The sequence below is a fragment of the Janthinobacterium sp. JF4 genome, assembly GCF_059617925.1.
Genome location: NZ_JCAQAV010000007.1, coordinates 76,159 through 94,754 on the forward strand (window position 1 = coordinate 76,159; position 18,596 = coordinate 94,754).

Consider the following 18,596-nt stretch of genomic DNA (forward strand, 5'->3'; position numbering starts at 1 on the left):
AACAGGAGAAACACATGTCTGACAACCAAGACGACCAAAGCGCGGAAGACGATTGGGGCGCGGCCATTGCCGAGCAGGCCAAGGCGGAAGCCGAAGCGCTGCAGAACCAGGCCGCCAATACGGCCAGCGCGGCCAGCGCCGCCGTGTTCAAGGACTTTTCCAAGCAGGCATCGAAGTCGGAAACGCACAACGATATCGATTTCATCCTCGATATCCCCGTGCAGCTGACAGTCGAACTGGGCCGCACCAAGATCGCCATCAAGAACCTGCTGCAACTGGCACAGGGTTCCGTGGTCGAGCTTGACGGACTGGCCGGCGAACCGATGGACGTGCTGGTGAACGGCTGCCTGATCGCCCAGGGCGAAGTGGTGGTGGTGAATGACAAGTTCGGCATCCGCCTGACCGACATCATCACGCCTTCCGAACGCATCCGAAAATTGAATAAATGAAGCCTGGCCTGTTGATTTCCACCGTGCTGCAGCTCCTGGCGGCATGCAGCATTGCGCACGCCGAACAGGCAGCCGCATCGGCGCCGGCGGCCAGCGCCGCCAGCGCTTCCGTCGCTGTGGCAAGCGAGACACCAGCCGCCCCAGCGGTACCGGCCGCCGCATCCGCAACCTCGCCCGCCGCCGCCCTGCCCGCCATGCCACCCGGCGCACCGATGACGATGGCGCCGACCAGCTCGGCAGGCAGCTTGCTGCAAACCATCTTCGCGCTCGTGTTCGTGCTGGCCCTCTTGATCGGCCTGGCCTGGTTCATGAAGCGCTATGGTCCCAAGGTCATGGGCGGCAACAACAAGATGCGCGTCGTCAGTTCGCTCAACCTGGGCGGACGCGAACGCATCGTCCTCGTCGAGGTGGCCGACCAGTGGATCGTCGTCGGCGCCTCGCCCGGCAGGATCAACGCGCTGGCCACCATGCCGCGCCAGGAAGGCGAGTTGCCGCAACTGGCCACGGCGCAAAACGGCCCCGCAGCCGCCAATTTTTCCGAGTGGCTGAAACAGACCATCGAAAAACGCAATGGGAAATAAGCAGCAGATGGCGTGGTCCACCTTGAAGACTCCCCTGACCTGGCTGCTGGCGGCGGCCGCCCTGGCCTTGCCGCTGTGGGCCATGGCCCAGCCGGGCATCCCGGCCTTCAACAGCACGCCGGCGCCGGGCGGGGGGCAAAATTACTCGTTGCCGGTGCAGACGCTCATCCTGATGACGTCGCTCACCTTCCTGCCGGCGGCCCTCTTGATGATGACCTGCTTTACGCGCATCATCATCGTGCTGTCCCTGCTGCGCCAGGCCATCGGCACGCAATCGGCGCCGCCGAACCAGGTGCTGGTGGGGCTGGCCCTGTTTTTGACCCTGTTCGTCATGGGCCCCGTGTTCGACAAGATTTATACGGATGCCTACCAGCCTTACCAGGAAAACAAGATCACCATGCAGCAGGCGATGGACAAGGGCGTCGATCCCCTGAAAACCTTCATGCTCAAGCAGACGCGCCAGGCCGACCTGGCCCTGTTTGCCAAGATGTCGCGCTCGCCGGCCCTGCAAGGTCCGGAAGACGTGCCGCTACGCATCCTCGTGCCCGCCTTCGTCACCAGCGAACTGAAGACGGCGTTCCAGATCGGCTTTGCCATCTTCATCCCGTTCTTGATCATCGACATGGTGGTCGCCAGCGTGCTGATGTCGATGGGGATGATGATGATGTCGCCGGCGACGATCTCGCTGCCGTTCAAGCTGATGCTGTTCGTGCTGGTCGATGGCTGGCAGTTGCTGCTGGGCTCCTTGTCTCAGAGTTTTTACTAGGGGAACTACGATGACACCCGAAAGCGTCATGACCCTGGGCCGCCATGCGATGGAAATCACCCTGATGGTGGCCGCGCCCATGCTGCTCGTCGCCCTCATCATCGGCTTGATCGTCAGTATCTTCCAGGCGGCCACGCAGATCAACGAGGCGACCCTGTCCTTCATCCCCAAGCTGGTCGGCATCTTCGTCGCCATCGTCGTGGCGGGCCCGTGGATGCTGTCCGTCATGCTCGACTACATGCGCCAGGTATTTACCGGCATCCCGAACCTGGTGGGTTAGTGCCGCGGCCATTGCCATGCTGACCCTGTCGAGCATCGAACTCAATACCTGGATCGCAGCATTGCTGTGGCCGCTTAGCCGCATCCTCGGCCTGATCGCGGCCGCGCCCCTGTTCGGCAACGCGTCCGTACCGGCCACCGTCAAGGTGACTTTAGGCGCGCTGCTGGCCATGATCATCGCCCCCACCGTGCCGGCCTTGCCTGCCGTCAACCCGATGTCCTTGCCCGGTTTATTGATCCTCACGCAGGAGATGCTGGTGGGCCTGGCCATGGGCTTTTCCATCCGCATCGTGTTTTCCGCCATCGAAATGGCCGGCGAACTCAGCAGTCTGACGATGGGCCTCGGTTTCGCCTCGTTCTTCGACCCGCAAACCAAGGGCAGGTCGTCCGCCATCAGCCAGTTCCTCGTCATGCTGGCCACCTTGATGTTTTTGACGGTCAACGGCCACCTGGTCTTGCTGGCGGCGCTGGCGGAAAGCTTTGTCAGCCTGCCGATTTCGTCGAGTCCCATCAGCGGCGGCGGCTTCCAGCAATTGGCAGCCTGGGGCGGGGAAATCTTCCGTTCCGGCCTGCAGATTTCGCTGCCCATCATCGCCGCCTTGCTGCTGACCAACGTGGCGCTGGGCATCTTGACGCGGGCCGCGCCGCAGCTGAACATCTTCGGTATCGGTTTTCCCGTCACGCTGGGCGTGGGCTTGCTGGTGATCGGCATGGTCTTGCCCTACCTGGCCACGCCCTTCCAGAACATGTTCCTGCGCGGCATAGAAACGGCGCGTTTGCTGCCGCGCGGTTTTGCCACGCGCGACCGGCCGCCGCCGCCCGCGCCGCCGAATCCCTTGCGCCCGGCAGTGCCGGCAGCGCCAGCACCGGCCCCCTGACCACCGGCATCAGGGCTGGTCGCTGCTGAGCGCCAGGCGCCGGCGCCGCACGTCGACGTTCAGGCGCAACTGGTGATGCTTGACCAGGTAGCGCACGCCGACGAGGGCCGCCGCCAGGCCCGACAGGGCGGCTATGCCGAGCGCCCAGCGCGGGCCGAAGGTGTCGGCCACCCAGCCCACGATGGGCGCGCCCAGCGGTGTGCCACCGGCCGAAATGGCCAGCAGTATCGCCATCACGCGGCCCCGCATGGCGGGCGCCGTCGACAGTTGCACGCTGCTGTTGACGCTGGTGGTAAACGTTTGCGCGGCGATGCCGATGACCACCAGCATCATGCCGAACAGCCAGTAATTGGGCATCACGGCGGCCAGCGCGCAAGCCAGGCCGAACAGCGCGGCCGCGCCCAGCAACAAGGCCAGGGTGGGCTGGCCGCGCCCGGCCGCCAGCAAGGCGCCGGCCACGGAACCGCAAGCCATGATGGAACTGAGCACGCCATACTGGCTGGCGCCCGCATGGAAAGCCGTCACGGACATGGTCGACAGGAAGATGGGGAAGTTCAGGCCGAAGGTGCCGATCAGGAACAGCATCAGCAAAATAGCCATCAGGTCGGGCCGCTGACGCACGTAGCGGAAACCCTCGCCCAGGCTGGCGCGCGTGGCTTTCAGGCGCGGCGCGCGGCGCAGCAATTCCACGCGCAGCAGCAACAGCGAACCGATCACGGCGGCAAACGAGACGGCGTTGATGATGAAGACCCAGCCGCTGCCGACGCTGCTGATCAGCAAGCCCGCCACGGCCGGGCCCAGCATGCGCGCCGCATTGAATGAGGTGGAATTGAGCGCCACGGCGTTCGTCAAGTCTTCCTCGCCGACGATTTCGGCAACAAAGGTCTGGCGCACGGGCGCATCGAAGGCCGTCACGCAGCCCAGCAGGAAAGCAAACACATACACATGCCACAGTTGTACCAGGCCGCTGATGCACAGCAAGCCCAGGCCCAGCGCCAGCAAGCCCATGGCCGCCTGTGTACACAACAACAATTTCCTGCGGTCCAGCAAATCGGCCGCCATGCCCGTCAGGGGCAGCAACAGCAGTTGCGGGCCGAATTGCAAGGCCATGACGATGCCGACGGCGCTGGCATTATGCTGCGTCAATTCGCTCAGCACCAGCCAATCCTGCGCCGTGCGCTGCATCCACGTGCCGACATTCGACACGAGGGCGCCACCGGCCCAGATACGGTAATTGGGAATGCGTAGCGAGCGGAATGTGTTGTTCATCTGGGCGTGCGGGCTCCTTGCCGGGGTCGTGGTGAAAAAATCAGCGCATCACTGCGCCAAGCGTTTGAGTAGGGCCACCGCATGGTTCAGCTCGGTGACTTCGTCCGGCGTGAGCCGGGTTTCAATGGTGCGCGCCAGCCAGTCCTCGCGCGCGGCGCGGCTGGCCGCGATCCAGGCGCGGCAGCTGTCCGTCAGGGTCAGGATCGTTTGCCGTCCGTCCGCCGGATCGGGCGACCCCGTCACCATCCGCGCCTCGGTCAAGGCTTGCACGGTGGCGGCCATCGACTGGGGCCGCATGCCTTCGGCGCGCGCCAGGCTGCTGGCCGTGGCCGGGCCGTCGCGCTCGAGGCGGCTCAGCACGGACGCCTGCGACATGCTGACATCGCCCAGGTGCGCTTCTTCGCGCAGGCGGCGGCGCAACTTGCCGACCAGGATGCGCAACTCGCTGGCCAGTTGCAGGACTTGTTCGTGGTCTTCTTGTGGTGTGTGCATTGGGAGCGACAGTGGTTCAACGGACTCCACTATAACATATGCACAGGTAAACTGCACAGTTTGCCTGCGTATCTTGTCAGGCGGCCATTATGCGCATGCAAAAAAGCCGGGGTGGGAGGTGTCCTCCCTGCCCCGGCTTGCCGGTCTTCCTGCGATGCGGGCCGCTTAGCTGATATAGTTGAACAGCGACAGGCCCGAGATGGAAGTAAAGGACTTTTGCGCCGCCTGCAGGGTGATCTGTTGCTGGCTGAACAGGGAAATCGCTTTCACCATGTCCAGGTCCTGCAAGCCCGACAAGGTGCTCGCATATTGCAGGTCGAGGTCGTCGCCGGCGCTGTCGAGGGTATCGAGTTCCTTCAGGCGCGAACCAACTTCCGCGCGCACCGACAGCACGTTATCGTAGGCCGTGTCGAGCAGGTCATGCGCCGTGTTCAGGCTGGCCGTCAGGCGCGCCTGCCCCGCGTCGCCCGAAGCCGGCTGACCCAGTGCGCCGATCAGGTTGGTAATCGTGGTAAAGATCGATTCCTTGCTGCTCGGCTCCAGGGTGAACTTGTCCAGGTCGGCCGGCTTGCCCGCGACATTGACTTGCTGGCCGTCAAAGTTGATGGCGTCGCCCGATTTGTAGGCCACCGGCACGGCGGGATTCGGGATGGTCTGGCCCAGGGTCACGTCCGTCACGGTATAGGTCGTCTTGGCATCCGTGCCCGTGCCCGTCACCTGGAAGTCGATCGTGTACTTGTGCCCCGTCAACTTGGTGGGATCGGTGACGGTGCCGCCGGAAATGATGCCGGCGCCGCCGCGCGTGAAGTTGCCCGGATCGGCCGCCGTGGTGAACTTGCCGTTGCCCGTCAAATTGTTCTCGAACACGGCCGCACCCGAATCGCTGGTGGCCAGGTAGCGCGCCGAGCCCACTTGCAGCTCGCGCTGGCCCTGGTCGCCCACGTAGGTGGCGCCGCCCGGCGTCTGGCTGAACGGTTGCGTCGTCGATTTATAGCCGGAAAACAGATAGCCGCCCGCGTTGTCGGAAGTATTGGCGATACCCATCAGGTCGGTCAAGCGGCCCTTCAGCTCCGTGGCCAGGCTCTGGCGGTCGATATCCTTCAAGGCCGGATTACCGGCCTTGCGCACCAGGTCTTGCACGTCGGCGATCAGCGAGGTGGTGCTGGCCAGCGCCAGCTCTTCCTGTGAAAGGAAATTCTTGGCGTTCGAGCGGTTCGTCACGAATTGCGTGTTGATCGTTTGCGACTGCGTCACTTCCAGCGCGCGCGCCGAAGCGATCGGGTCGTCGGCCGGCGTCAGGTTGCGGCGATTCGCCGACAGTTGCATCTGGGTGCGGTTCAACGCGCCCTGCAGATTGTTCAGCTGCGTGCTGCCCGCGTCATAGATCATTTTGGTACTGATGCGCATGATGCTGCCCTTCCTGATGGCGGCGGGGCGCTATGCGCCGCCGCTTGAATAATTAACGTCCGAGGCCGATGACCACGTCGAACAGGGTACTGGCGATCTGCATGACCTTGCCGCAAGCCTGGTAGGCTTGCTGGTAGCGCAGCAGGTTGGCCGCCTCTTCATCGAGGTTGACGCCGGAAACGGCCTGCTGCTGCGTGCTGGTCTGTTGCAACAACGCAAGACTGGCCAGGCCGCTGACCTGTACTTCGCGCGTCTTGTTGCCGACATAGCTGACGGTTTCCGCGTACGAACCCTGAAACGTGGCCTTGCCGCCATCGAGAATGTTTTTCGTCTGCAAGCCCGCCAGCAAGGCGGCATTGCGGTTGTCGCCCACGCCGCCCGAGTTCGGCGCGATGGTGAATTTATCGCCCTGCGCGGGCGCCCCCGTCATATTGAAATTGATGCCGCCAAAGCTGAAGCTGTCGCCTTCCGTGTACGGGATGTTCGCCGTGCCGGCCGGATACGTGGTGGTCGCGCCGTTCAAGCCTTTCACCGTCACGGCCTGGCCCGCGGGGAAACCCGACAGCGAAGTGGTCGCCTTGTCGTACGTCAAGGTGACGCTACCGGTCAAGGCATTGCCCGGCGTTAAATAGGCCTTGTCCACGCTACCTGCGCCGAGCTTGCCGCTGCCCGTGTTGCTGACGGGCGCGCCCGTGGCGATCGGCGCGCCAGCGGCCAGCTTGTTACGGTCGGTAATCGCCACGGCCAGGTCGGAAGCGCCGTGGGCGGTCGGCCTGACCATGAAGTTGTCGCCTTCGGCAGCCGCGCCCGTGATCGAGAAATCCACGCCGTCGATGGTTTGCGGCACGGTTTGCGGAAACGGGTTGATGGTCGTTTTCGCGCCGTCGCTCTGGCGCGTCACCACATAATTGGCGCCGTCATACTTGACGGCATAATCGCTGGCCGTCAGCTTGGTCGGATCGCTGACCTTGGCCGATATCACGGTCGTGCTGGTCGCATTGTTGCGGTAGTCGGCGCCGATGACGGGATCGGGCAGCTTGAAGAAGTCGCCCCCCATGTCGCCATTCAAGTCCTGGCCCAGCTTGTGCTGTTCATTGAAGGTGGAAGCGAGCGCGATGGCGACCTTGCCCAGCGAATTCTGGATGCGGTCCAGGCTGCCGCTGCGGAATTCCAGCAAGCCGCCCAGCGCGCCGCCGCTGAGGGAACTTTCCGACAGCTTGGTGACGCTCGTGCCCGTCACATAGCCCACATCCAGGCGGTTCGGATCCGTCGGCGACGGCGTGGTGGCCAGTTCAAAGTTCTTGTTGCCCACCACCAGCGGCTGGCCCGAGCCGATCGAGACGGAAATCGAGTTGCCGGCGCCAGGCTGAACCGTTGCCTTGACGTATTTGTTCAGCTCCGTGATCAGCTGGTCGCGCTGGTCCAGCAAATCGTTGGGCTGATTGCTTTCATTCACGGTCAGATTGGTAATCGCGGTATTGAGTTCCGCGATCTGCTTGGCGTAGGAATTGATCACCTTCACGTTCGAGGTGATCTGCGAATTGACGCCGTCGCCGATTTCCGTCAGGCGCGCGCTGAGGCCCTGGAAGCGCGCGGTCAGCGAGTTTGCGCTCGACAACAGTGCCTGGCGCGACGAGACGGACGAGGGATTCGAACTGAAATCCTGCACGCCCTTGAAGAAGTCGGCCATCGCCGGCGACAGCCCGGCCGTGGGGTCGGCCAGCATATTGTCGATCTGGCTGATCTGCGTGTAGTACGCGTCGAGCGAACTGGTGGCCGACTGCGCGCCATTCACCTGGGCCGCCATGAAACCGTCGTACTGGCGCTTGACTTGCGATACCTCGGTACCATTGCCAACAAAGCCATAGCCGGCATTGTTGAACTGCGCCGTCTGCTGCAGCACCACCTGGCGGTTGTAACCGTCCACGTTGGCATTGGTGATGTTATGCCCGGTCGTCGACAGGCCCACCTGCGCTGCAAGCAAACCGCTTTTACCGATGCTGAGTAGATTCGAAGTCATGGTGTCTTATTGGTTACCGTCAAATGTATTTACGGCAGCCGCGACGAAAACTTGAAGCGCGCGGCCTGCACAAGGGGATGGACGCGCCTTAACCGACCAGCGAATGCTTGATAATTTTTGTCAATTTAGCAGCGTAATTCGGGTCCGTCGCGTAGCCGGCCTTTTGCAAGCCCTGGGCGAACGTGCTGGCGTCGCCCGCGCTGGCCAGCACTTTTTCATAGCGCTTGTTATTGGTAATCAACTGCGCATAATCCTTGAAACTGTCCGCGTAGCTGTCATAGGCGCGGAATTTTTCCACCTTGCGCTGCGCCTTGCCATTCACATATTCCGTGGTGACGGCCTCCGTGACCTTGCCCTTCCAGTCGCCGGTGGCCTTGATGCCGAACAGATTGTGGCTGCTGCTGCCGTCTCGGCTGATGATTTCGCGCTTGCCCCAGCCCGTTTCCAGCGCCGCCTGGCCCAGCATGAACTTGGCCGGGATGCCGGTGGCGCGGCTGGCTTCTTCCGCATGCACGCCCAGCTTTTCCTGGAAGGCGCGCACGTGCGGCGCCTGCGTGGCATTGGCCTTCTCGCTCAGGGTCTTGCCGCTGGCGGTGGCGCTGCCGGCACCCTCGGTGAGGGCGCCCTGCTGCTGGCGGAACGCGGCCAGCGCCTGTGCCATGCTGGAAGACCGGGGCGACGGCGCTTCGGCCCCATCGGCCGCCAGCGCCTGGTTCGACGACGACAGCTGGCGGATCAGTACGTCGGCCAGGCCCGTGCCCCGCTTGGCCAGGTTCTGGCTCGTCTGCTGGTCCAGCATCGAGGTGTACATCTTGCTTTGCTGGCTATCCATGATGCCGTCCTGCGGCGTGGCTTCGCGCATGCTTTTCATCATCATGTTGATGAACATGGCTTCGAATTGCGTGGCCGCCTCTTTCAGGGCGGCGGGGTCCTTCGCCCTGGCGGACTGGCGCAAGCCATCCATGCCCTTGACGTCATAGGCGGCGGTATTGCTGAGGTCGGTTTGGCTGATCATGGCATGCCTATCAAATGATTTCGAGTTCGGCGCGCAGCGAACCGGCCGCTTTCATCGCCTGCAGGATGGCAAGCAAGTCTTGCGGCGAGGCGCCGATGGCGTTCAAGGCTTTCACCACGTCGGACAGCGAGGCGCCGCCCTTGACCAGCATGACCTTGCCCGGTTCCTTCTTGATATCGATCTGCGCCGTCTGCGTGACCACCGTGCGCCCGCCCGACAGGGGGGCCGGCTGGCTTACTTGCGGCTCGACATTGATGGTGACGGACAGGTTGCCGTGCGAAATGGCGCACGTTTCCAGCGTCACGGACTGGTTCATCACGACGGAACCGGTACGCGCATTCATGATGACCTTGGCCGCCAGGCGGGCCGGATTGACTTCGATGCTTTCCAGCTGGCCCAGGAAGGATACGCGCTGGTCGCTGCCGCTGGGCGACTGCACCTCGATCACGCGGCCATCGAGCGCGGCGGCCGTGCCCGCGCCATAGCGGCTGTTGATGGCGTCGACCACGCGGCTGGCGGTGGCGAAATCGGTGGCATTCAATTCCAGACGGATGGTGTTGTTGGCGCCCAGCACCGAAGGCACGCTGCGCTCGACGGTCGCGCCGCCCGAGATGCGTCCCACGCTCAGGTGATTGATGACGACGGAGCTGCCGGCCGCCTGCGCGCCCACGCCGCCCACCAGCACGTTGCCTTGCGCCATGCCGTACACCTGGCCATCGGCGCCCTTCAATGGGGTCATCAGCAAGGTGCCGCCGCGCAAGCTTTTCGCATTGCCCATCGACGATACCGTCACGTCGAGCAACTGGCCCGGCTGGGCAAACGCGGGCAAGGCCGTCGTCACCATCACGGCAGCCACGTTTTTCAGCTGCAAACTCGTGCCTTGCGGCAAGTTGATGCCTTGCTGCTGCAACATCGCCGCCACGCTCTGGATAGTGAATGGGGTTTGCGTGGTCTGGTCGCCGCTGCCGTCGAGGCCGACGACGAGGCCATAGCCCATCAGCTGATTCTGGCGCACGCCGGCGATGCTGGCCAGGTCCTTGATGCGCTCGGCCTGCGCCATGGGCGCCAGCAGAGTGATGGCCAGGCCGAAAATGGCGACAAAGCGGGGAAAGGTCAACGTTGCCATGATCAGAATGGCAGCAGGCTGAGGAAGAAGCGCGACGCCATCGAGGCCATTTCGGCGCGGTCGATCTGGCTGTTGGTGCGATATTCGACGCGCGCTTCGGCCACCTGCGTCGATGGCACGACGTTGCCCGTGCCGATGGTGTCCGGATTGACCATGCCCGAGAAGCGGATGAATTCCGTGCCCTTGTTCATGGCGATCTGTTTTTCACCGGCGACGATGAGATTCCCATTTGGCAATACCTCGATCACCGTCACGCCGATCGTACCGTTAAAGGTGTTGCTGGCGGACTGGTTGTCGCCATCGGCAAATTTCGTTGCGCCATTCGCCGCCACGCTGCCGCCCAGGCGGCCCTGCAGCATGCCCGGCGTGCTGAAACCCACGCTGCCCGACTTGTTGCCGGAACTGGCGCCCGCCTTGACGGCATTCGTGCGCTCGGTAATGGCGATCGTCATCGTATCGCCCACATGGCGCGCGCGGCGGTCTTCGAAGGCGGGACGGTAAGTCGACGGCTGGTAGATGGAACCGTTGCTGACGACCACCGGTTCCGGCATCGGCGCGCGCGTGCTGGTGGGATATTGCACGATGGACGTGGGCGTGATGGCGCAGCCGGACAGCAGGACTGCGGACAACAGGGCGATGATGGGGTATTGCATGGCGAACCTCCGCTGCCATCCGGCGGCGGATGGCATGACGACTATGAAAATTAAAGTTGCGACAATTTCTGCAGCATTTGATCGGATGTGGTGATGGCCTTGCTGTTGATCTCGTAGGCGCGCTGCGTCTGGATCATGTTGACCATCTCTTCGGCCACGTTGACGTTCGACGTCTCGATATAGCCCTGCATCAGCACCCCGGCGCCATTCGTGCCCGGGGTGTTGGTCTGCGCCACGCCGGAGGCACCCGTTTCCATGTACAGGTTTTCCCCCTTCGATTCCAGGCCGGCCGGATTGACGAAGGTGGTCAGCTGCAGGGAGCCGATTTGCGATGGCGCAACGGTGTCGGGCAAGGTAACGGAAACGGTGCCGTCGCGCGCCACGGTCAGGCTCAGCGCATTGGTCGGCACGGTGATGGCGGGCTGGATCACAAAACCTTCGGACGTCACCAGCTGGCCATTGGCATCCGTCTGGAACGAGCCGTCGCGCGTGTAGGCGGTGGCGCCGTCCGGCATCAGCACCTGGAAGAAACCGGTGCCGTTGACCATCACGTCGCGCGAATTGCCCGATGCCTGGGGATTGCCCTGCGTATGGATGCGTTCGGTGGCCACGGTGCGCACGCCCGTGCCGATCTGCAAACCCGATGGCAGCTGGGTCTGCTGCGACGATTGCGCGCCCGGCTGGCGCACATTTTGGTAGAGCAAGTCTTCAAACACGGCGCGCGACTTCTTGAAGCCGGTGGTGCTGACGTTGGCCAGGTTATTGGCGATCACGTCCATCTGCGTTTGCTGCGCTTCCAGGCCGGTCTTGGCAATCCAAAGGGAACGAATCATGATTTTTCTCCAATAACAGCGCTAACCAGCCCTGTAGACTATTTCTATGTGACCATTATGCGGTGGCCCCCATCAATTCAAAGCGAGGATCTGGGTGGCTTTCGCCGCGTTATTCTCGGCATTCTTCAACAGGCTCATTTGCGTTTCGAACTGGCGCGCCAGGGCGATCATGCTGACCATCGAGTCGACGGGGCTGACATTGCTGCCCTCCAATGCCCCCGTGGTCAGCTTGACGGCCTGGTCGGCCTGCGCCACCGTGCCATCCTTCAGGCGGAACAGGCCATCGTCGCCGCGCACCAGTTGCTGCTCGGGCGGGTTGACCAGCTTGATGCGCCCCAGCACCGTCGATGGGCCTGGCGGCACGTCGGTGGAAATCGTGCCCACCGTGCCGTCGCTGGCGATGGCCACCGTCACGCCGGGCGGGATGGCCATGGGCCCCGTATCGCCCTGCACCATCAGTCCGCCCTGCGTCTGCAGCATGCCGTTTTCATTGAGCTTGAAGGCGCCGTTGCGCGTGTAGGCTTCGGAACCGTCGGCCGACTGCACCGCGATCCAGCCGCCGTTTTCCACGGCCACGTCGAGCGCGCGGCCCGTGTGCTGCATGGGACCTTGCGTGAAATCGGATCCGACCGTCGAATCGACGACGAAGGCGCGCGTCGGCATCATGCCGTCGGCCACCACGGGCACGGCGCGGAACGAGTCGAGCTGGGCGCGGAAACCCGTGCTGGTCGCGTTCGCCAGGTTGTTCGCGGTGGTCGCCTGCTTGTCGAGGATATGCTTGGCGCCCGAGCCGGCGGTGTAGATGAGACGGTCCATTTTTTATTTCTCCTGTTGCCTTCAAACCAAGGCAAAAACCGGGGTCGGACGGGGACGCCAAGTCCTTAAGGTCCGACCCCAGCCTTTCGCCGTCAGGGGTTCAAACGATTAGCGCAAGTTCACCAGAGTCTGTAAAACGGAATCCTGCGTCTTGATGGTCTGCGCATTTGCCTGGTAGGCGCGCTGGGCCGTGATCATGTTGACCAGTTCTGCCGTCAGGTCGACGTTCGACACTTCCACAGACGAGGCGCGCAAATTGCCCAGGTTGCCCGTCTTGGGTTCACCCGTGACGGGTTTGCCCGAAGCCGAGCTTTCCACCCAGGCGTTGTTGCCCAGCGGCTCCAGGCCGTTCGGGTTGACAAAGTTGCTCAACACCACCTGCCCCAGGCTGCGCGTCTTGCCATTGTTGTACTGGCCCTGGATGACGCCGTCGTCGCCTACGATGAATTGACTCAGCTGGCCCGCCTTGTAGCCATCCGCTTCCGTTTTCTTTTCCGCCGTGGGGCTGCCCAGCTGGGTCGACTTGGTGAAGTCGACCTGCACCGACAGAGTCGCATTCGCGCCTGTGGCCGGGAAGATCGGCAGGTTGACGGTGACGGGCAAGGTCTGCGGCGGCGTCAGGGCCAGCATGGCGGCCCGGTCCAGGCTGCCGACCGTGTTGAAGACCAGCGAACCGGTCTTGACGGCTGGCACATTGGTGACGGCGCGGATGGCCGCGTCGATCTGGTCGGGCGTGCGGCTCGAGTTGACGCCATTCGGCACGGCGCTGCCGTAGGTGGCGGCGATGGCGGCCAGTTGCGCCGGCGTGGCGCCTGCGGCGGCGGCGGCGGCCGAGACGGCGGCGCCGACCGCGTTGCCATAGGCAACGGCGGCGGTCGTCACATTGGCCGGCACCAGCGGCACGGCCGTGGCGGCGGCCTGGTAAGCGGCGCGCGCGGCCAGCGAAGCAGGGTCCGTCTGCAGGGCGGCCGCGGCCTTCATGCTGGTCACTTCCGTGCCGTCAACGGCCGAATAGACATCCCAGGTGTTGGTGCCCGTCTTGACGTAGAAATTCGACATGATATGGGAATTGCCCAGCGAATCGAAGACTTCGACAGGAAACTGCTTGCTGTACGAGGTGTCTTCCCCTGTCTTGAACGGCACCGTGGTCGGCATGGCCGTATTCGAATTGAGGTTGACTTCCGTGTTGACTTTGGTCGTTGCCTGGGGCTTCATGTCCGACTGGTCGATCTGCAGGGGCACGATGGCGCCAGCCACGATCTTGCCGTTGACGTCGGCGGGATAGCCGGTCAATTGCGCCAACTGGGCGTTGACGATGAAGCCGCTCTTGTCGACCTGGAACTGGCCATTGCGCGAGTACTGGATGGCGCCGTTGACGCTGGTACGGAAGAAGCCGCCGCCATTGATGGCGATGTCGAGGGGATTCGACGACGATTCCAGGTTACCCTGATTGAATTGCTGGGCGATTTGCGAGACCGACACGCCGATCCCCGCCTGGTTGCCGCCCACGCCATACAGCGAGTTGGCATAAATGTCGGCGAACTGGGCCTGCGACTGCTTGAAACCCACGGTCGACGAGTTGGCGATGTTGTTGCCGATGACGTCCAGCGATTTGGCGGCGCCATTCAAGCCGCTCAGGCCTTGTTGGAAAGACATTGTGTTCTCCTGGTAGGAATTAGGGGTAGAGGGTCACGCTAAGGGGAAGCGGCTTACAGAATCTGTTTCACGTCGGCCATGGTGATGCTGCCCACGCCCGGGACATTCAATTTCACGCCATTTGCCCCCGTCGACACGCTGGCGACCGAACCGAACATCAGCGCCGTTGCATCCTTGAGCTTGGTACCTCCGCGCGTCGCTTCCACCGTGAAGGTATAGGCGCCATCGGCCAGCACGACCGGCTTGCCGTCCTTGTCGAGATCGGCGGTGGAACCGTTCCAGCCCAGCGGCAAGGTGCCCGCCGCCTGTGCGCCCAGGTCGATGGAATGGACTTCCTTGCCATCCTTGTAGATGACGACCTTGACCTTGTCGGCTGGCGTGGCCAGGTCCACGCCCAGCAGCGCGGCGCTCTTGCTCAGGTTGATATCCTTGCCCGCCGTCAACACACCGTGGCCGATGATGTTGGCCGCCTGCATGGATTCGGCCTGCTGGTAGCTGGCTTTCAAGCTTTCCACGGTGGTATTGAGCTTGTTGACCCCCGTCACCGTGGACAGCTGCGCCAGCTGGCTGGTCAGCTGTGCATTGTCCAGCGGATTCATCGGATCCTGGTTTTTCAGCTGGGTGACCAGCAGGGTGAGGAATTTGTTTGTTTCCGCCTCGACACTGCCTGCAGCGGCCGTCGTCTTCTTCGGATTCATCGTCGCCATCAGGTCGGTGACTTTGGAGGTGCTGGTATCGATGGTTGCCATAATGATCAGTCAGCCTTATTGGCCGATGGTGAGGGTTTTCAGGAGCAGCGACTTGGCCGCGTTCATGGTTTCCACGTTGGTCTGGTACGAGCGCGAGGCCGACAGCATGTTGACCATCTCGTCGACCGTATTCACGTTGGGCATGGTGACGTAGCCCTTCTCGTCGGCCAGCGGGTTCTTCGGGTCGTAGACCAGCTTCATCGGCGACGGGTCTTCGATCACCTTCTGCACCTTGACGGCAGTGGCGCCATTGGCCATGGGCACGGCTTCGAACACCACCTGCTTGGCGCGATAGGCTTCGCCCGTGGCGCTGGTGGCACTGTCGGCATTGGCCAGGTTGCTGGCCACCGTGTTCAGGCGCTGCGCCTGGGCGCTCATGGCCGAACCGGAAACATTGAAGATATTAAATAGCGACATGATTATTGTCCTCCCTGGATGGCCGTCAGCATGCCCTTGATCTGCGAGTTGAGAAACGTCACGGCCGCCTCGTAGCGGATGGCATTGTCGGCAAACGCGTTGCGCTCGAGGTCCATATCGACCGTATTGCCATCGACGGCGCCCTGGGCCGGCGCGCGGTACAGCAGCGGCGTGCCGTCGGCCAGGGTCTCGACCTTGCCGCCACCGGTTGCGCCCGCAGCTGCGGCCACGCCCTTGCCCGGCATATGCTGCGGCGCCGTGCCCTTCAGGGCCGGCGGCACGCCATCCTTGCGCGCCATCGCGCCCTTCAGGGCGGCGGCGAAATCGACGTCGCGCGCCTTGTAGTTGGGCGTGTCGGCATTGGCGATATTCGAGGCGAGCAATTCCTGGCGCGTCGAGCGCAGGCTCAGCGCCGTCTCGTTGAAGCGCATGTAATCGTCGAGTTTCCCTATCATGTCAGGCTCCGGAAAGATCTGCCACTGGCGCCCGAGATGGCGGAAGGATGGCGGTATAGTGATGACAGGAAACATAGTACGGCGCCCACCGGCATGACCATCGCCGGATCAGACCATACTTTTACCCCCTAATCGGCGCTTCGAACGGGGCCGCGCGCACTATCATGGCAGTATTCCAGAGGCCTATCACCATGAAAACACCGCTTGCTTTCTTCTTCGCTCTTGCCGTCCTGCCACTGCTGGCCCAGGCGCAAAACGCCGGCAGGCAGACGCCGGAAGCGCTGCGCAACAGCGTCGAACAATTCCTGCAAGTGCAAAGCAACGGCTTGCCGGGCAAGGTGACGGTCACCGTCGGCGCCGTCGATCCGCGCCTGAACCTGGCTGCCTGCCCCGCGCCGCAAGCGTTCATGGCGCCGGGCGCGCGCGCCTGGGGCAAGACCACCGTCGGCGTGCGCTGCACGGCGCCCTCCAACTGGACCATCTATCTGCAAGCGAACGTGGCCGTCGTCGGCGACTACGTGGCCAGCGCCGTGCCGCTGGCGCAAGGGCAAGCCATCGACGCCAGCCAGCTCGTGACGATGCAGGGCGACCTGGCCGCATTGCCGGCAGGCATCGCCACCGACATGGCCCAGGTGGTGGGCGCCAGCACGAATATTTCCTTGCCACCCGGCACGCCGATGCGCCTCGACACCCTGCGCCGCAAGCCGGTGGTGATGCAGGGCCAGCTGGTGCGCGTCGTTTCGAGTGGCAATGGTTTCCAGGTGGCATCAGAAGGACGCGCCATCGGCAGCGCCGGCGATGGCCAGACGGTGCAGGTACGCACGCAGAGCGGCCAGCAGATCAGCGGCGTGGCGCGCGCAGGCGGCTTGGTGGAGGTGGCGTTTTAAACACGGATGGACAGCGATATTGTGGTCTGGCGCACTAAAGTTTCGGCAGAAGGTGCCGATAATGACACATATCCCGGAGTTTTTTGACTTCGACCAGACGAGGATCACGCTGTGAAAATTACCGACAACACCATTAAAAGCAATCCCGGCCTGCCGGTGGCGCCCGCCAGCACCTCCGGCGCCCGGCATGCCGAGAAAGCCCAGGCAACACCGACGACGTCGGACAATGTACGCCTGTCGCCGCAAGGACAGGCATTAGCGGCCAGTGCAACTGCCGGCAGCGGCGCCGTGTTCGACACAAAAAAAGTCGAACGCATCAAGCTGGCGATCGCCGACGGCCAGTTCCAGGTCAACTCAGAAAAAGTGGCGGACGGTCTCCTCGACACGGTCAAGGACTTGCTGCACTCACGAAATAGATAGGTTCCCTCATGCAATCAGTGACTCCGTTTTCCAGCCTGCGCGACGAGCAACAGCTCATGACCACATTGCTGGCATTGATGAAAGAAGAACAGCGGCATCTGGTTGCCGCTGACATCGATGCAATCACGGAGCTCACGGCGCGCAAGACGGCACTCGTAGGACAATTGAGCCAGCTGGCGGCGCAACGCCACCAGGCGCTGGCGGCAGCCGGTTTCACGGCTGCGGAGGCGGGCATGGAAGACTGGCTGGTCGGCGCCCATGAGGCCGAAGCGGCGTCCCTGTGGAAAGCCCTGCTCGAGACGACGCGCGAAGCGAAGGAACAGAACCGGCTGAACAGCCTGCTCGTCAACAAGCACATGGTACATACGCAAGGCGCCCTGAACGCCATGCGCCCCCCGGCCCAGAGCGGCAATTTCTACGGCCCCAGCGGCCAGGCGACGACGAACACGGCCAGCCGGCGCGTCGTCATCGGCTAATTTCCCTTATTTGCCCGTTCAACCGTGCGCGGGACGCCCCGCGTGCTGGCGATACTTCGCCACGATGGCCTGCGCCCTGGCGCTGGCGGCCGCTTGCTGCTCCGGCGTCAGTTCCGCCTGCAGCCAGTGCCAGTATTCATCCTGATACGGATTCGTCACGCCGGGCGCCAGGATTTCGTCGTAGACCTGGCGCAGCGCCAGCAGGTAGCCATACGCTTGCGGCGCGTCTTTCTGCACCACCTCGCCATCGCGCAGATACGCCATCATCAGCGTCGACACGCTGGAGAGTTCCGCCGCGTCCGCCTGCGCCGTCAGCTGGGCGATGGCTTGCCGCTTCCACGCCTGCACCAGCGGATCGTCGGGACGGTTGCGCAGCGCGCTGCGGTCGCCGAACGGCCCTTCCGACAGGAACAGGGTGGCCGCACCCGGCACGCCCGCCTTGGCGGCAGTGGCCAGGTAGCCGAGGCGGTCGTCGCGCTGGCGCTGCGTCAGGCCCGCACACAGCTGCTGCTGGGCGGCTTTTTCTTCCGCCGTCATCTCGCGTCCCAGCTCGAATTCCATCTCCGGCAAGCGGCTTTCGCGCTGGAAGACGATGCAGTCGTCGAGCAGGTGATAGGCCGCATACGCGTCTTCCGGCTTGCCGCTGTCGGCCAGGCGCGCAAGCTGCTGCGCCAGGGTCGCGGCAACGGGTGCGGCAGCGGCGAGCGGGCTGGCATCGATAGGCAAGTACGATTCCAGGCTGCGTCCCGGCGGTGCGCCGGCGGCGGCCACGGCTGCGGGCGCGCCGCCATCGGGTGCGGGCCAGTACACCAGCGCCAGCACTGCCGCGCTGGCGGCGGCGGCGATGGCGATGGCGATGGCGGTCAGTTTGCTATTCATCATGAGGTGGCGCATCAAAGGAAATGCACGTTACCACAGGCGCGCGGCACAGCGCCGCACGCACGCGACCCGG

At 63.4% G+C, this 18,596-nt stretch carries 22 protein-coding genes; 8 read left to right on the forward strand and 14 right to left on the reverse strand.

Annotated elements, in window-relative coordinates; translation table 11 throughout:
- Nucleotides 1–14: 14 nt before the first annotated feature.
- The 5 genes from fliN to fliR are packed head-to-tail and all read left to right on the forward strand — an operon-like array spanning nt 15 to nt 2,953.
- Nucleotides 15–449, forward strand: a complete 435-nt coding sequence (fliN, locus tag AC54AF_RS09245; RefSeq protein WP_034754038.1) for a flagellar motor switch protein FliN — start codon at nt 15–17, stop codon at nt 447–449.
- Nucleotides 446–1,030 carry a flagellar biosynthetic protein FliO gene (gene fliO, locus AC54AF_RS09250; protein ID WP_496636308.1) on the forward strand — a complete coding sequence of 195 codons (585 nt, stop codon included), beginning with the start codon at nt 446–448 and terminating at the stop codon, nt 1,028–1,030. The genes fliN and fliO overlap by 4 nt, the downstream gene beginning before the upstream one ends.
- A complete protein-coding gene (fliP, locus tag AC54AF_RS09255; RefSeq protein WP_034787135.1) occupies nt 1,020–1,796 on the forward strand; it encodes a flagellar type III secretion system pore protein FliP in 777 nt (258 codons plus the stop codon). Before fliO ends, fliP begins: the two co-directional genes overlap by 11 nt.
- 10 nt (nt 1,797–1,806) lie before the next feature.
- Nucleotides 1,807–2,076, forward strand: coding sequence for a flagellar biosynthesis protein FliQ (fliQ, locus tag AC54AF_RS09260; RefSeq protein ID WP_034754044.1), 270 nt, complete (start codon nt 1,807–1,809; stop codon nt 2,074–2,076).
- 16 nt (nt 2,077–2,092) lie between these two features.
- On the forward strand, nt 2,093–2,953 hold the full coding sequence (gene fliR, locus AC54AF_RS09265) for a flagellar biosynthetic protein FliR (protein ID WP_496636309.1): 861 nt from the start codon (nt 2,093–2,095) through the stop codon (nt 2,951–2,953).
- A 9-nt stretch (nt 2,954–2,962) separates the two neighbouring features.
- Here the strand turns inward: fliR and AC54AF_RS09270 are convergent, their stop codons facing one another.
- From AC54AF_RS09270 to flgB, 13 genes are all read right to left on the reverse strand, one after another.
- Nucleotides 2,963–4,222, reverse strand: coding sequence for an MFS transporter (locus AC54AF_RS09270; RefSeq protein ID WP_496636310.1), 1,260 nt, complete (start codon nt 4,220–4,222; stop codon nt 2,963–2,965).
- Between the two features lie 48 nt (nt 4,223–4,270).
- Nucleotides 4,271–4,714, reverse strand: a complete 444-nt coding sequence (locus AC54AF_RS09275) for a MarR family winged helix-turn-helix transcriptional regulator (RefSeq protein WP_496636311.1) — start codon at nt 4,712–4,714, stop codon at nt 4,271–4,273.
- A 165-nt stretch (nt 4,715–4,879) separates the two neighbouring features.
- Nucleotides 4,880–6,121, reverse strand: coding sequence for a flagellar hook-associated protein FlgL (gene flgL, locus AC54AF_RS09280; RefSeq protein ID WP_496636312.1), 1,242 nt, complete (start codon nt 6,119–6,121; stop codon nt 4,880–4,882).
- 52 nt (nt 6,122–6,173) lie between these two features.
- A complete protein-coding gene (gene flgK, locus AC54AF_RS09285) occupies nt 6,174–8,141 on the reverse strand; it encodes a flagellar hook-associated protein FlgK (RefSeq protein ID WP_496636313.1) in 1,968 nt (655 codons plus the stop codon).
- 88 nt (nt 8,142–8,229) lie between these two features.
- Nucleotides 8,230–9,156: a flagellar assembly peptidoglycan hydrolase FlgJ gene (gene flgJ, locus AC54AF_RS09290; protein WP_131687751.1), complete on the reverse strand. Its 927-nt coding sequence runs from the start codon at nt 9,154–9,156 to the stop codon at nt 8,230–8,232.
- 10 nt (nt 9,157–9,166) lie between these two features.
- Nucleotides 9,167–10,282: a flagellar basal body P-ring protein FlgI gene (locus AC54AF_RS09295; protein WP_496636314.1), complete on the reverse strand. Its 1,116-nt coding sequence runs from the start codon at nt 10,280–10,282 to the stop codon at nt 9,167–9,169.
- 2 nt (nt 10,283–10,284) lie between these two features.
- Nucleotides 10,285–10,935, reverse strand: coding sequence for a flagellar basal body L-ring protein FlgH (locus AC54AF_RS09300; protein ID WP_496636315.1), 651 nt, complete (start codon nt 10,933–10,935; stop codon nt 10,285–10,287).
- A 50-nt stretch (nt 10,936–10,985) separates the two neighbouring features.
- Nucleotides 10,986–11,768: a flagellar basal-body rod protein FlgG gene (gene flgG / locus AC54AF_RS09305; RefSeq protein ID WP_034754070.1), complete on the reverse strand. Its 783-nt coding sequence runs from the start codon at nt 11,766–11,768 to the stop codon at nt 10,986–10,988.
- 72 nt (nt 11,769–11,840) lie between these two features.
- A complete protein-coding gene (locus AC54AF_RS09310; RefSeq protein ID WP_131687748.1) occupies nt 11,841–12,584 on the reverse strand; it encodes a flagellar basal body rod protein FlgF in 744 nt (247 codons plus the stop codon).
- A gap of 108 nt (nt 12,585–12,692) precedes the next feature.
- Nucleotides 12,693–14,240, reverse strand: coding sequence for a flagellar hook protein FlgE (locus AC54AF_RS09315; RefSeq protein ID WP_496636316.1), 1,548 nt, complete (start codon nt 14,238–14,240; stop codon nt 12,693–12,695).
- A gap of 53 nt (nt 14,241–14,293) precedes the next feature.
- The gene (locus AC54AF_RS09320; RefSeq protein WP_496636317.1) at nt 14,294–14,989 is read right to left on the reverse strand and encodes a flagellar hook assembly protein FlgD; all 696 of its coding nucleotides are present in this window, start codon (nt 14,987–14,989) and stop codon (nt 14,294–14,296) included.
- Between the two features lie 15 nt (nt 14,990–15,004).
- Nucleotides 15,005–15,406 carry a flagellar basal body rod protein FlgC gene (gene flgC / locus AC54AF_RS09325; RefSeq protein WP_034754081.1) on the reverse strand — a complete coding sequence of 134 codons (402 nt, stop codon included), beginning with the start codon at nt 15,404–15,406 and terminating at the stop codon, nt 15,005–15,007.
- Nucleotides 15,407–15,408: 2 nt separating this feature from the next.
- Nucleotides 15,409–15,861, reverse strand: a complete 453-nt coding sequence (gene flgB / locus AC54AF_RS09330; RefSeq protein WP_131687745.1) for a flagellar basal body rod protein FlgB — start codon at nt 15,859–15,861, stop codon at nt 15,409–15,411.
- 191 nt (nt 15,862–16,052) lie between these two features.
- Here flgB and flgA point away from each other — a divergent pair, with 191 nt between their 5' ends.
- The 3 genes from flgA to AC54AF_RS09345 all read left to right on the forward strand — a co-directional run bounded on the left by flgA (nt 16,053) and on the right by AC54AF_RS09345 (nt 17,644).
- Entirely contained in the window at nt 16,053–16,748 is a 696-nt protein-coding gene (flgA, locus tag AC54AF_RS09335) for a flagellar basal body P-ring formation chaperone FlgA (RefSeq protein WP_496636318.1), read from the forward strand.
- Nucleotides 16,749–16,859: 111 nt separating this feature from the next.
- On the forward strand, nt 16,860–17,168 hold the full coding sequence (gene flgM, locus AC54AF_RS09340) for a flagellar biosynthesis anti-sigma factor FlgM (protein WP_131687743.1): 309 nt from the start codon (nt 16,860–16,862) through the stop codon (nt 17,166–17,168).
- Nucleotides 17,169–17,176: 8 nt separating this feature from the next.
- Entirely contained in the window at nt 17,177–17,644 is a 468-nt protein-coding gene (locus AC54AF_RS09345; protein ID WP_131687742.1) for a flagellar export chaperone FlgN, read from the forward strand.
- A gap of 18 nt (nt 17,645–17,662) precedes the next feature.
- On the opposite strand, the gene AC54AF_RS09350 is transcribed toward AC54AF_RS09345, so the two are convergent.
- A complete protein-coding gene (locus AC54AF_RS09350) occupies nt 17,663–18,526 on the reverse strand; it encodes a hypothetical protein (RefSeq protein WP_496636319.1) in 864 nt (287 codons plus the stop codon).
- Nucleotides 18,527–18,596: the final 70 nt, after the last annotated feature.

Coding starts and splice junctions, on each gene's coding strand:
- fliN (WP_034754038.1), top strand. CDS start 15: ATGTCTGACAACCAAGACGACCAAAGCGCGGAAGACGATTGGGGCGCG.
- fliO (WP_496636308.1), top strand. CDS start 446: ATGAAGCCTGGCCTGTTGATTTCCACCGTGCTGCAGCTCCTGGCGGCA.
- fliP (WP_034787135.1), top strand. CDS start 1,020: ATGGGAAATAAGCAGCAGATGGCGTGGTCCACCTTGAAGACTCCCCTG.
- fliQ (WP_034754044.1), top strand. CDS start 1,807: ATGACACCCGAAAGCGTCATGACCCTGGGCCGCCATGCGATGGAAATC.
- fliR (WP_496636309.1), top strand. CDS start 2,093: ATGCTGACCCTGTCGAGCATCGAACTCAATACCTGGATCGCAGCATTG.
- AC54AF_RS09270 (WP_496636310.1), bottom strand. CDS start 4,222: ATGAACAACACATTCCGCTCGCTACGCATTCCCAATTACCGTATCTGG.
- AC54AF_RS09275 (WP_496636311.1), bottom strand. CDS start 4,714: ATGCACACACCACAAGAAGACCACGAACAAGTCCTGCAACTGGCCAGC.
- flgL (WP_496636312.1), bottom strand. CDS start 6,121: ATGCGCATCAGTACCAAAATGATCTATGACGCGGGCAGCACGCAGCTG.
- flgK (WP_496636313.1), bottom strand. CDS start 8,141: ATGACTTCGAATCTACTCAGCATCGGTAAAAGCGGTTTGCTTGCAGCG.
- flgJ (WP_131687751.1), bottom strand. CDS start 9,156: ATGATCAGCCAAACCGACCTCAGCAATACCGCCGCCTATGACGTCAAG.
- AC54AF_RS09295 (WP_496636314.1), bottom strand. CDS start 10,282: ATGGCAACGTTGACCTTTCCCCGCTTTGTCGCCATTTTCGGCCTGGCC.
- AC54AF_RS09300 (WP_496636315.1), bottom strand. CDS start 10,935: ATGCAATACCCCATCATCGCCCTGTTGTCCGCAGTCCTGCTGTCCGGC.
- flgG (WP_034754070.1), bottom strand. CDS start 11,768: ATGATTCGTTCCCTTTGGATTGCCAAGACCGGCCTGGAAGCGCAGCAA.
- AC54AF_RS09310 (WP_131687748.1), bottom strand. CDS start 12,584: ATGGACCGTCTCATCTACACCGCCGGCTCGGGCGCCAAGCATATCCTC.
- AC54AF_RS09315 (WP_496636316.1), bottom strand. CDS start 14,240: ATGTCTTTCCAACAAGGCCTGAGCGGCTTGAATGGCGCCGCCAAATCG.
- AC54AF_RS09320 (WP_496636317.1), bottom strand. CDS start 14,989: ATGGCAACCATCGATACCAGCACCTCCAAAGTCACCGACCTGATGGCG.
- flgC (WP_034754081.1), bottom strand. CDS start 15,406: ATGTCGCTATTTAATATCTTCAATGTTTCCGGTTCGGCCATGAGCGCC.
- flgB (WP_131687745.1), bottom strand. CDS start 15,861: ATGATAGGGAAACTCGACGATTACATGCGCTTCAACGAGACGGCGCTG.
- flgA (WP_496636318.1), top strand. CDS start 16,053: ATGAAAACACCGCTTGCTTTCTTCTTCGCTCTTGCCGTCCTGCCACTG.
- AC54AF_RS09345 (WP_131687742.1), top strand. CDS start 17,177: ATGCAATCAGTGACTCCGTTTTCCAGCCTGCGCGACGAGCAACAGCTC.
- AC54AF_RS09350 (WP_496636319.1), bottom strand. CDS start 18,526: ATGATGAATAGCAAACTGACCGCCATCGCCATCGCCATCGCCGCCGCC.